13 protein-coding genes are annotated in these 12173 nt (G+C 37.0%); 2 read left to right on the forward strand and 11 right to left on the reverse strand.

Annotation, left to right across the window (positions count from 1 at the left end; genetic code table 11):
• Positions 1-24: 24 nt before the first annotated feature.
• The 5 genes from ACVIJU_RS16810 to ACVIJU_RS16830 form a co-directional block, all read right to left on the reverse strand.
• The gene (locus ACVIJU_RS16810; RefSeq protein WP_456687787.1) at positions 25-1821 is read right to left on the reverse strand and encodes an IS1182 family transposase; all 1797 of its coding nucleotides are present in this window, start codon (positions 1819-1821) and stop codon (positions 25-27) included.
• Positions 1822-1968: 147 nt separating this feature from the next.
• Complete coding sequence (locus ACVIJU_RS16815; protein WP_456687788.1) at positions 1969-4266, reverse strand: ATP-binding protein; 2298 nt, start codon at positions 4264-4266, stop codon at positions 1969-1971.
• Between the two features lie 27 nt (positions 4267-4293).
• Complete coding sequence (comX, locus tag ACVIJU_RS16820) at positions 4294-4455, reverse strand: competence pheromone ComX (RefSeq protein ID WP_082830253.1); 162 nt, start codon at positions 4453-4455, stop codon at positions 4294-4296.
• A gap of 16 nt (positions 4456-4471) precedes the next feature.
• Positions 4472-5404: a polyprenyl synthetase family protein gene (locus ACVIJU_RS16825; protein WP_327863947.1), complete on the reverse strand. Its 933-nt coding sequence runs from the start codon at positions 5402-5404 to the stop codon at positions 4472-4474.
• A gap of 115 nt (positions 5405-5519) precedes the next feature.
• A complete protein-coding gene (locus ACVIJU_RS16830; RefSeq protein ID WP_063387066.1) occupies positions 5520-5660 on the reverse strand; it encodes a DegQ family regulator in 141 nt (46 codons plus the stop codon).
• A 339-nt stretch (positions 5661-5999) separates the two neighbouring features.
• Here ACVIJU_RS16830 and ACVIJU_RS16835 point away from each other — a divergent pair, with 339 nt between their 5' ends.
• The gene (locus ACVIJU_RS16835) at positions 6000-6239 is read left to right on the forward strand and encodes a helix-turn-helix domain-containing protein (protein WP_232515690.1); all 240 of its coding nucleotides are present in this window, start codon (positions 6000-6002) and stop codon (positions 6237-6239) included.
• Between the two features lie 49 nt (positions 6240-6288).
• Here ACVIJU_RS16835 and ACVIJU_RS16840 read toward each other — a convergent pair whose 3' ends face one another.
• From ACVIJU_RS16840 to ACVIJU_RS16850, 3 genes are all read right to left on the reverse strand, one after another.
• Positions 6289-6537: a YueH family protein gene (locus ACVIJU_RS16840; protein WP_066249236.1), complete on the reverse strand. Its 249-nt coding sequence runs from the start codon at positions 6535-6537 to the stop codon at positions 6289-6291.
• Positions 6538-6616: 79 nt separating this feature from the next.
• Positions 6617-6835 (reverse strand): spore germination protein, encoded by a 219-nt coding sequence (locus tag ACVIJU_RS16845; RefSeq protein WP_063387068.1) that lies wholly within the window; start codon positions 6833-6835, stop codon positions 6617-6619.
• A gap of 63 nt (positions 6836-6898) precedes the next feature.
• Positions 6899-7429 carry an HD domain-containing protein gene (locus ACVIJU_RS16850; RefSeq protein WP_063387069.1) on the reverse strand — a complete coding sequence of 177 codons (531 nt, stop codon included), beginning with the start codon at positions 7427-7429 and terminating at the stop codon, positions 6899-6901.
• A gap of 278 nt (positions 7430-7707) precedes the next feature.
• On the opposite strand from ACVIJU_RS16850, the gene ald reads away from it, so the two are divergent.
• Positions 7708-8850 (forward strand): alanine dehydrogenase, encoded by a 1143-nt coding sequence (ald, locus tag ACVIJU_RS16855; RefSeq protein ID WP_456687789.1) that lies wholly within the window; start codon positions 7708-7710, stop codon positions 8848-8850.
• A gap of 439 nt (positions 8851-9289) precedes the next feature.
• Here ald and ACVIJU_RS16860 read toward each other — a convergent pair whose 3' ends face one another.
• The 3 genes from ACVIJU_RS16860 to ACVIJU_RS16870 form a co-directional block, all read right to left on the reverse strand.
• A complete protein-coding gene (locus ACVIJU_RS16860; protein ID WP_456687790.1) occupies positions 9290-10783 on the reverse strand; it encodes a leucyl aminopeptidase in 1494 nt (497 codons plus the stop codon).
• A 90-nt stretch (positions 10784-10873) separates the two neighbouring features.
• Positions 10874-11491 carry a 3D domain-containing protein gene (locus ACVIJU_RS16865; protein WP_456687791.1) on the reverse strand — a complete coding sequence of 206 codons (618 nt, stop codon included), beginning with the start codon at positions 11489-11491 and terminating at the stop codon, positions 10874-10876.
• A 195-nt stretch (positions 11492-11686) separates the two neighbouring features.
• Positions 11687-12004 carry a YuiB family protein gene (locus ACVIJU_RS16870; RefSeq protein WP_063387105.1) on the reverse strand — a complete coding sequence of 106 codons (318 nt, stop codon included), beginning with the start codon at positions 12002-12004 and terminating at the stop codon, positions 11687-11689.
• Between the last annotated feature and the right edge of the window lie 169 nt (positions 12005-12173).

The raw sequence follows: 12173 nt of genomic DNA on the forward strand, positions 1-12173 counted from the left end.
GTTTTCCACCTCTTTAGACAAAATCTACAGTAAAATGGGGCTGTCCGATAAGTCCCTAAAATGAAGCAAGTGGAGAAAAACAATTCGTTTCTCTCCACTTGCTTTTATATTTTTTCGATTTTTATCTGAAAGTAGCTGGCGGATGCCGGCTACTTTCAGTATGTTGTGGGCTAATGCCACAATCCCAAACTCAACATGTACCTTGTCGAGGCCCCGCAAAGAAAATCTGCGGAACGACCGATTGCCCTTGATGTGACCGAACACACTTTCTGCCTCGACTTTGCGTCGAGCGTAGATTGCGGCTTTCTCTTCACATTCAAGGGCTGTTTTGGCCTTTGCTTTCATTTCTTCGAAGATGGGATTCCAGTGAACTTGACGATTTCCCTTCGCTTTTGTGCATTTCGCTTTCAATGGGCAATCGGTACAATCTTCACATTCGTATATTTTGAAGCTTTGTTCATAGCCAGATGGATTCTTTTTGTTTTGGTATTTTTTAAACGTTACTCTCCTTCCATTCGGGCAAATAAAACAATCATCCTCTTCACAATAGGTCCAGTTTTTGGCATTTTTAATGTCTTTTTTGTATGTACGTGTTTGTTCTTTTACATAGCTCCCATAAGGAATTAGAAACTCAAAACGGGGCTCTTTCTCATCACCAACTGCATATACATAGTTTTCTTCACTACCATAGCCTGCATCCGCAATGACCGTTTTGGGCATCGGTAATGAACTGGAGGCTAGCTTCTCCATATGTGGGATAAAGCAACGTGTATCGGTCGGTCGTTGATGAATGGTATAAAACAAGATAAACTGATTCTCTGTCCCCATTTGCACGTTGTATCCGGGCTTGAGCTGACCGTTTTTCATATGGTCTTCTTTCATGCGCATGAAGGTTGCGTCTTTGTCTGTTTTCGAGTAGCTGTTACGGTCACCGAACATTTCCTTTTGTTCCTTGTATCTTGCCATTCGGGGCAGGAAATCTTCACGAATTTGTTTCACCGATTTCTTTAATTGACTGCGTTTTTTTCGCTTCTCTTTCCGAATGGATGTATCGGTCTCCTTTTCGATTTCTTCCGTTAGCGTTTCAACTTTTTCTTCTATTTCTTTTGCGATTTCCTCCATGTTTTGTTCGGTGATCTCTGTATGTTGATCGCTTTCCTTTTGCCCTGTTCCGGCTTCTAATTGGGTTAATTCATGAATGTGCTTTAGTGTTTCTTGGATTTTTTCTTTTAATTTCTCTTCGAATTTCAAAGTGGATTTTTTCCACACAAAAGAATACTTATTGGCATTGGCTTCGATCTTAGTGCCATCCAAAAAGTAGTTTTCCATCGTGATGTAATGTTCTTTTATCAATTTGAGAATCATGACTTCAAAGAGCTCATCCATGAAAGCTTTCATCCGTTCCCCTCGGAACTCATTAATGGTGCGAAAATCTGGTTGTTGCATCGCTGAAAGCCACATGGCAGGAATATTTTCTTTAACGAGTTTTTCGATTCCTCGGCAGGAATAAACCTTTTGAGAATAAGCATACAGAATGATTTTCAGCATCATTTTGGGATGATAGGAACTTCTGCCGCCGCCTTTATAATGAGAAAACAATTGTTTATCTGGTATCGCCTCCACCATTTCGTCCACGACACGTGCCACGTGATGTTCGGGTATAAGAGATTCAATATCATAAATCATTTGAACTTGACGGTTGTCATATGGTTTGAAAGTAGGGGCTAAATTTCTTTTGGCAGGAGTTTTTTCTTCTTTTCCATCTAGAGGAAGTGTCATTTGTGTGTTATAATTTTCACGAGTAATCATTTGATTGCTCATAAAAAATCGTCCTTTCTGTAATGTTGTGTGGTAACTTCATTTTACTAGAAAGGACGATTTTTTTGTGCATTTTTTTTAAAAAGTGAAAAAATGAGGGGCTCCAAAAAGTCAGTTACCCTGACTTTTTGGACAGCCCCAAGAATGTGATTAAATTTCAATTAAGACCCGAAATCCATTTCCCGGAGAAGTCTCAATCTTCATTTCACCATCCAAAGCTTTTACCCTCTCTCTAATTCCGGACAATCCCATGCTTTCTGTTTTCGCATACAACAGTTCTTCATCGATGCCTACGCCATCATCTTCATAGTGCAATACAATTTTTTCTCTTATATTGACGAGCATAATTAATATTTGCTTCGCGTTCGAATGCTTGCGCGCATTTGATAAAAGCTCCTGAATGATCCGGTACAAATTAAGCTGCATGTTTATATCAAGCTGCTTGTTAAAATTCCCCGTATTAAAGCGGATTTGAAAATTACACTGTTCTTCGTATTGCGCTACTAGCTTTGATACCGCCTTGACGAGTCCCAAGTCATATAAAATTTGCGGACGCAGCTCTTGACACGTTTCCCTCGTCATATGAATGATATCAAGAATGTTTTGATTCATGCTCTGAATTTTTTCGATCGTAGCAGCAGGATATTGTCCAGATTCCTCCAGAACCAATTCGCATTGCCTTTTTAACGAAATCAAATCTTGCAGCACAGAATCATGCAAATCTTTCGCCAAATTGGAGCGCTGCTTTTCTTCAATTGCAAACAGCAGTTTTTTGAGCCATGCAGGATTGCTGTTTCCCTCTTCCGCTTTTTCAAGCCTTTCCATCAATTCTTCTATTTTCAAAAAGTTTTCTACAGTTACATTCGTATAAAAAGCAAGGGAATTCAGCCAAGAAATTTCATCACGAGTCAGTTTAGGCGTTTTAATGACAGAAAGGCAAATAATAACATATTTCCTTCTATTCGTTTCACCGACAGTTAACACAAACCCTTTATCAAATTCTACAATTTTCCCTATTTCTGTTACAGCATTTAAAATATCTTTTTCGTATGGGGCAATTTCTAAAAGAACGCCATCCCCATCATCATCAACCATTTCGATCCGTCCACTCTCATGAACAACAAGGCAGTATGCACGGCTGACCTTCAAAACCTCTAAAATAGTCGATTTTAACTCAGCCATCATCTGTTTTAAACTGCCTGCTTTCCGGATCCTTGACGTATACTTCAAAATGCTGTCCTGATAATTATATTTTTCCGAAAACCGCTTAAACCGGAAGCGGAAGTCAACAATTTCTTTAAAATAAAAAACACATATCATTAATATATATATAATAATTGAAAGTTGAATAGGGTAAATTTTGGGATTATGTTCTTTTAGCAGTATGATAAAAGCCACTAAAAAGATAGTCGGCAAAATGGAAAGGAGAGCATAATATTTGACTCTGCCTAGAATAAACTCAATATCATATATCTTTGATGATAGAAACTGATACACAAGGGAAAAAGGTACTAATAACAAAAATGACGCTAAAAGGGCAGGCGAAAAAATTGCTTGTTCCAAAAACAAATAAGGGATGACATATAGAACAATAAACGGTGAAAAAGCAATAACGTTTGTAACGATTAGTACTTTGACCGGATATTCAATTTCAGAAAATTTAACTTTACTTAAACCAACAATTTTGGTAACAAAGCTTATAAAAAAGACAACTAAAAAAGAAAATAAACTAAAAAATTTTGTGAATAAACTTAAATGATTATAAAAATCTTCAATGATTCTCGCAACTATATTGAGGAAAACGATAATATACCCTGCATATATCAGTTTTTTGTTGAACAATACGTTTCCAAATTCAAGAAAATAATAATATAAAAAATGTAAATAAATGACTGGAACACTAATAAAAAATAAGAGTACTAAGTATTGTGAAACATGATCACCACGTGCCGAAGCACTGCCGCTTAAATAAGCTAAAGAAATAAACAGTAAAAAAATGTTTAAAAAATATGGAGAAATACTATTTATTTTTTCATTTGATTTATATATAAAATAGCTGCAAAACAAACAAAGAAAATAAATAATTAATGGAATAATGAGCATGTACAAGGAATGCTCAGAAAAAATTAAATTTTCTACTTTTAATACTTTAATTCCATCTTGAGATTTAATCTTCAAAATACTGTCTTGTTGAAGTTGAATATTTATACCTTGAATTCTTTCTCCATTAAGTTCTAATAATATATCCCCCTTTTTTATCCCCGCTTTGCTCGCCCAAGCAGCAGGATCTAAATCAACGATTTCAACTTGACCTTTCTCATTTAATTTAAGATTAGCTCCAATATATGGAGCTTTAAAAAATACATATAATGAATGAGAAACAATGAAAACGCTAATGATGACTAATGATTTATAAAATCGATCCATTATTTTAAACTTTTCAATCAACACTACCCACCGCTTAACGTTTTAAAATTATGATAACCAATAGCTGTAATTTGCAGAAAGCGTATCTACAAACCCATCAATTATACCCAATAATTCTTCCAATTCAACTCCAATCAAACTAGCTTGTCCATTCACGACTTTCTCCAAAACATCAGGGTTTTCGATTAAGAAATTTACGATTTCTTGCATATTGATCTCTCCTTTTTTATTTTTTGATTAAATTTGTTAATAGTTCATCCAATTTCTCAGCAGACAGCGGAAGTTTTTTTATATAAGTTTCAGCCTTCTTAAGCGCGATGTGTTTCATCACATTTAAATATTGGGTGACTCCCGCTTCCAACAGCTTTTCTTTAAAAGCTACAATGCTTCCAAAGTATTCGTCGAAGTCTTTTCCGCTGTGCACATATTGTAAAATATCCACGCTTGTTTGATTAAATTTCCTTTGCAAATAAAGTAATGCCAGTGACGGCTTCAAAAACTTCCTGTCCTGTTTATGCGGAGTAAACAATCCTTTATAATCATTCTCAATCTGGCCGGCAATCCCTACTTGGTGCCCGTATTCCTTAACTTCCTCGTATCTTTTCCCGCATGCAAACATGACACCCGCTTCAGCTGCAAGAGCTGTAAGGGAACCTGATTTCCATCTCATCATTTGCAAACATTCTTTTTCTGTCTTCACGGCATTTGCCAAATCAATATGCTGGCCTTTCATAGCCTGCAAAGCATATTCAAGAAACAGACCAAGGATCTCAGAACGATAAGGTGATGACAGCGAATGGATATGCGATAAACTTAACGTATAAAGAAAGGATGAGCTGTTAATCGCTTCCCCTCTATCAATATCCATCCACGGTTCTGTAAAGTTGTCCAGATCCTCCAAATCATCAAACATATCAAAAGCTAGGACGAGCAATTCAGCAGCTGCCATAAGCTTGTACAATTCTTCTTCATCATTTTCGCTGTTGAATACGTTCGCATGCAAATAACAAAGCTCTGCAAAAGGAAATGTTTGTTTAGATTCGATAAAACGATGCAAAAGATTCCGCAAATAAAGCCAGTCTACAGACCTTTCGACCGCATCCTTCATAAACATTGCCACTTGAACTTTGTTTAATAATAACTCACTTTTTAATGCCATCCCCTCCTTTTGATCTGATTTATATTCAGCTTGAAATCTATGGATGTTTTGCAATTATTATACTATAAATTATATATTATCATAAAAAAGGCGACCAAATTTGGTCGTCGCCTCATTATACAATTTTCGTATATTGATATTTATCGTATTTGTCAATGCTCTTATTGATATTATCAAGCGCCTTTTTCGTTTCGTCTAACTCCCTTTCAAGCATTAAGAAGATCTTGTTGATTTTTTCGATTTCTTGATGATTCAAAGTATCACACTCCCTTGAAAAGATCCTTTTTTCGATCTTTCATATTTATTTTATAGAATTTTCGATCATTTTTCACCGAAAAACTAATTTGAAGTTTTATGCGTGATACCGAAAAACACGCAATGTGATTGTATGTGTCTTTTTGCGATGTATGGCAAACTTGTTATAAAGATTGCATGATCATGATTTTTATAACAGAAGGACTCCTTCTTCCCCCCATTTGTTAAATTCATATAAAAAAGAAGGAAAATTTTGATAAAAGAGGGTTGAATGAACGAAAGAACATTGATAGAATATTTTCTAAATCCCGAGAAGATATGACAAATAAGGGTGAACATAGTGGAAAAAAAAGAATATGTTATACATATTAAATTGGACAATTTATTGAAACAAAAAAGAATGACCAAACGAGAACTTGCCCGTCAAGCTGATATTCGCCATACGCTTGTATGGGAAATGTGCCACAACAAAACGAAGCGCCTTCCTCTAGATAAGCTTGCAAAAATTTGCTCCGTATTACAAGTCGACATACATGATGTCATAGAATTAGTAGAGAGAAAAGAAAGCAATCTAATGTAACCTCCGTCTGACAGCAGAGGTTACATGTTTCTCAAATCCTCTTGAAAATTTACATTTCCTGTATCCATTGAGTAATTTTCGAAGAAAGTGAAATGGCAATGTTCTCATTCGATCTTTTTGCAATAGAATTTTGTAAATGTTCTCTTGTTTTGTCATTGATTTCTTCATATTTAATGATCTTGGACCATTCAAGCTGCGGTACAGCAACTAATATATACTCCTCTTTTTTGTTTTCATAAATATAGACGTTTCTGATCTCTTCACCGTTATGTATTATATTTGCCTTTCGTACTTTCATTGTTTCACTCCTTTTTTCCCTCTATATAAAAAAATACCTGAGTTGAAAGAAAAATCAATCTCAGGTTTTGCAAAATATTTTACCTATTCCCTATTATCGGTTGATCAAAGAAACTTTTCGAATGTTCATTCGTTTTGCTACGAACGTCAAATGTTTTTACATAGTCTCCAACATTTAAAGCTCCTGAACCAAGCGCAGATTTTAAACTCGCCTTAGGAGAAATAGAAAAGCTGTCACCCACTTTTATGATTCCTGAGTCGACTTCATTAATCTCAATTGGACCTACAAAAGAAGGCAAACGAAACCACCACTTCCATTGTTTGTTTATAGTATTGTATGATCAAACGCCTAAATTGTTCACTTATACAATGGATTTTAACTGAGAATAGTACTTTTCAACTTTTTTATCTAGAGTCCTAATTTTCTTTAAAGCCAGCTTTTCGTCAATTTGACGGTAATGATGCATTCCGCCTGGTTCTTCATCCAATTCATCAGCAAGCCGAACTATACGCTGAAGAGGATTTTGCTTTAAATTACCATCAGGCAAATACGAATCCGTATGAAGGAGAATAGCTAAAGCAATTTGCTTGGCTGCTTCAGGCTTTTCCCCAAGCCTTATCAGCAGTTTATGCGCTCTGTTCGCTCCTTTTATTGCATGAATATCATTTTTTCGATATTTTTCATAATCCCATTTACCGTCCGTGTACCATTCATAATGGCCAATATCATGCAACAGCGCCGCCTTTGTCGCAAGATCGGGATTTACATTGAATGCTATCGCAAGACGAAAAGCGTGATCAGCCGTTTTAATCGCGTGAGCGATGCCAGATCGTTTTAAATATTTTTGTGTAATTGGATGAGTGAAGACTTCCATTAAAGTGACCCTTTTCACAGCTCATCCCTCCTAAATATTTCTGTATAAGATACCATATGTTCGAAATTTTCGCAACGGAAGTGGATTTTATAAATTTATGCAAATATACTGGCGGTTTCGCTGAAAGCTGCAGACAAACATACACGGATTTGCATATGATATAAAAACAAAAAATTCAATGAATGATTGCCAGCAGGAAAAGAAACAATAAAATGGACAGGTACATGAAAATTCCGACTCATTGTTGGTACATATGGAATATTAAAACGAAATTATACTATACAGGAGGGATTGCAATGATAATTGGTGTACCGCGGGAAATTAAAAATAACGAAAATCGTGTAGCCATTACACCAGCTGGAGTTGTTTCATTAGTCAAGGCAGGTCACCGTGTACTCGTAGAAGAAAGTGCAGGTCTTGGAAGCGGAATTCATGATGAAGAATATATTCAAGCAGGCGCCGAAATTCTTCATGATACAAGCAAGGTTTGGGAAGCAGATATGGTGTTGAAGGTCAAGGAGCCGCTTCAAGAAGAATATAAATATTTCCATGATGGTCTTATTCTGTTTACTTACCTGCACCTTGCAGCTAATCCTGAGCTGACAAAAGAGTTGAAGGAATCCGGTGTGATTGCGGTCGCTTACGAAACAGTTTCTGACGGTCATTCGTTACCCCTGTTAACACCGATGAGCGAAGTGGCCGGTCGTATGGCAACACTGGTTGGAACGCAATTTTTACAAAAACCGTACGGCGGAAAAGGTATTCTATTATCCGGTGTTCCAGGCGTTGAACGCGGCAAGGTCGTCATCATCGGCGGCGGGGTAGTCGGTACAAATGCTGCAAAAATGGCTATCGGTTTAGGAGCTCATGTAACGATCCTTGACGTAAGTCCTAAGCGTCTTCGGGAATTAGATGATCTTTTTGGCAACGACATTCAAACGCTCATGTCTAACTCCTATAATATTTTCGAAGCAGTAAAAGAAGCGGATTTAGTCATCGGTGCTGTCTTAATCCCCGGTGCAAAAGCGCCAAAGCTTGTGACTGAAGAAATGGTAAAATCGATGAAACCTGGATCAGTCATCGTTGATGTTGCCATTGACCAGGGCGGGATTTTTGAAACGAGCGATCATGTCACCACTCATGACAATCCGACATATGTAAAGCACGGAGTCCTTCATTACGCAGTTGCGAATATGCCGGGAGCAGTTCCGAGAACATCTACGTTCGCCCTTACTAATTCGACCATTCCATATGCATTGCAAATAGCCAACAAAGGGTTAGTAGAAGTAATCGCCAAAAACGAAGCGATCAAATTAGGTGTCAACGTTGCCAACAAAGAAATAACGTATGAGGCAGTCGCCCGCGATCTTGGGTACAATTATGTTCCTGTAGAAAAAGTTTTTGAAAAAGAGTTCGCAAATATGAATTCTGCCACATAATACACATATATTTTCGACTTACCTTAAAAGAAGGAAAACAGTTCTTGCCGAATCTATTATCAAAAATGCAAAAAAAGCCTTCGCTCTCTTTTAAAAAGCATTAAAAAATGCGCACTTATAAACATGTTAAGTACTGAGCTAATCGTTCACAATACAGACCAAATCAGGATAAATGTGCAGCAATTTGTTAAGTCAGAATGTGCCGACACATTATCCTAATTTGGTGTTGCTTCCGACAACATACATGTCAGAAAGAAATCAATCCACGATTTTCAAGCATACTGAATGGCGCTCATCTATTTTACAAAATAAGGAGAATAGATTCCGTCTCTTCTCCTTTATATTGAATTGTGGCTCCTGCCGAAAAACTGAAACAGCAATAACATTTCTGACATAAAGCCTAATCTGCAATAGTTCAACCGAATGATGGATGATCCCATCATGATTTAATCGGCACGAATTTTTCCACAAAGGCCGCCAATGTTCGAGACATTACACCAGTTGCTCCTTCAGGTCCTAGAGGGCCTTTCTTAGCAGTAGTGGATGTCCCGGCAATGTCTAAATGAACCCACGGCGTATCTTGAGCAAATTCTGCTAAAAAAGCACCGCCCATTATCGCATGTCCTTCCCGGCCAGGGGAATTATTCAAATCCGCCATTTTACTGTTTTTTACCCGCTCGCGGTCATCTTCAAAAATTGGCAATCTCCATATTCTTTCATTACATTCAACAGACGCTTTCAAAAGCTGATCATACAGTTTTTCGTTGTTCGTCATCGCACCTGTTGTGTGCTTTCCGAGAGCAACAATAACTCCACCGGTTAAAGTGGCAACATCGATAATGTATTTCGCTCCATGCTGCTTTGCATAAGTGATGCCATCTGCAAGAGCTAAACGCCCTTCAGCATCTGTATTTAAAATTTCAATTGTTTTTCCGCTTAATGACACGATGACATCATCCGGTTTCATCGCTCCGCTGCCAATCATGTTGTCAGTAGCCGGAATAACGGCTACAACATTTTGTTTCGGTTTTATTTCACCGATAATTTCCATCGCTCCTAAAACGGCTGCTGCTCCTGCCATATCAGTCTTCATGTTTACTAACCCATCTCTAGGTTTTAACGAGTAGCCCCCAGTATCGTAAGTAATTCCCTTGCCGACTAAACCAATCGCATCGTCCCAAATCTTTTTTCCTTGGTATTTTAACACAATCATTTTAGGGGGTTCACTGGAGCCTTTATTTACCGCCAATATCCCCCCCATGCCCATTTCCTCCATATCCTTTTTTTCAAGGATTTCGATCTCAAAAGAATATTTTTTGGCCAGTTCGATGGAATAATTCGCGAGTTCTGTCGCAGTTAATAAATTTGAAGGCATGTTCACAAGAGTTCTTGCCGAATTTGTTCCTCTTCCATAAACATAACCGGCAGTTAAGGCTGCGTTTATTTTCGCTTTATCTGCATCTGTCAAAACATGAACAGCTTCAATGCTTGATTCGCTGCTGCTTGATCGTTGTTTATAGTTTTTTATTTTGTATGTAGAAAGGGCAAACGCTTCCGCTAGTGCATGAGCTGCATCTATCTCTTCCACATCTCCTCCAATAAAGGTAGAAAGCTGTACGCTTACGATCTTCTTTTGATCTTGTTGAACAGCTTGAAACGCATGCCCAAAAGCTTCCATTGCCTTTTGGAACGTGAATTCTTTTTCTTTCCCAAGCCCGACAAAATAAATTCGTTTTACGTTTTCAGCATCGAATGTATATAGTTTTGCGACACTGTTTTTCGCAGAAGAAATTTCACCTGATTTTATAAGCTTGGTGAGTTGATTGTTCAATTTTTTATCCAGCTCCTGCAAAGCTTTTGACAAATTTCCGTTTTGCTTAAAAAGGCCAACAATTAAACTTTCCCCTTCTAAACCGTCTAGTACTTTAAACATTTTTCCACCTCCTTCAATTATTATACGAGGTCGAATAGAACTTTGCTTTATTTTCAAACCAAAAAATAAAGCCCATCCCTGTGGGATAAGCTACCGTTGTCTAAAAACTTCCATCGTTTTATTTTCGTTTAATTTTTTTAATTCCTCTTCTGTTAACGTTCCGTTTCCTTTTTTAACTAAATAAACATCCACTTTTTTCTTTCCCCACTGATTGTAAACATCTTCTACTGTTTCATAATACAAATCAAGCCGATTGCCTTTAATCGCAGCACCTTTATCTGCAACAACTCCGTAGCCATATCCGGGTACATAAAGTATCGTTCCGATCGGAAAAACGTTTAAATCTGCTGCTATAGTGGAAAAATGATCCCTTTTTACTTTAACACCTGAATAAGTAATTCCATATTCAGGGTGGCCAGGATGTTTTCCTGTCGACTCATATCCGGCTGTATATCCGGTAGCCACAACTGTTTTTTTTGGATACTTTGATAAATCAATGGATTTTTCCATCGTCTGTCCTTGATTTGCATGATTAATATTTTTTGCAACGGCTTGTTGGGAATTTTCACTTTGATTATATTGTTTGATCACCCATTTTGTCAGTTCATCTGCTTTCACACCTGAAATGGTTTCAAAAGTTGTTAAAAACGCCCCAATAAACAACAGACTCATCATAATTCTTCTAGTCCACATTTTTATACTCTTCATTTTTTCTAATTTCACTCCTCTCACCGTCTATTTGTTTCCAAATCGCAAACAAAATATACGTTGGAGGAGCTTTTGAAAGGAGCGTATTTTTCAATACGTTCCGACATGTATAAATTTTCCGATAAATTAAAAATAAAATGTAGGCACTCAAATAACATTGTTAAAAAAAAAAGCCTTCCGATTATACGGAAAAGCTTAAAACATTTGATATCCTCTTGCTCGAAGCATTCGAATGACAATCCCTGATAGAATCGCACCTACCATCCCGCTTCCTAAAATGAGAATGTCTGCTACGGCAAGAGAGGCGATTTTTTCACCCAACAGAGAAAATGAGCGGCTAGGTGATTTGAAATAATCAAAAAAATTCACTTCATCAATTAAAAAAATACATACTAACGGATAAAGTATCGCCATTATCCATGACATTCTTAAAAGCATATTTAATAAAAAACCGATTCCAAAAAATAAAACTAAGAACAGCAGCATGGAAATCAACAGCACCGGTATGTTCATCATCGTGACCTCACCCTCAGAAAACTGTCGTATTATTATTAAAAGTTCTTATGTGGTTTAATAAGGATAAAACTTGACCAGCCTTTGTTAATTTGCCAGATCCTCTTACATGTGCCAAACCTTTAAAGCAGCAAATCGATAAATTGTTACCTTAATTATTAACCTATTT

The sequence above is a fragment of the Aeribacillus sp. SP014 genome (assembly GCF_054055575.1).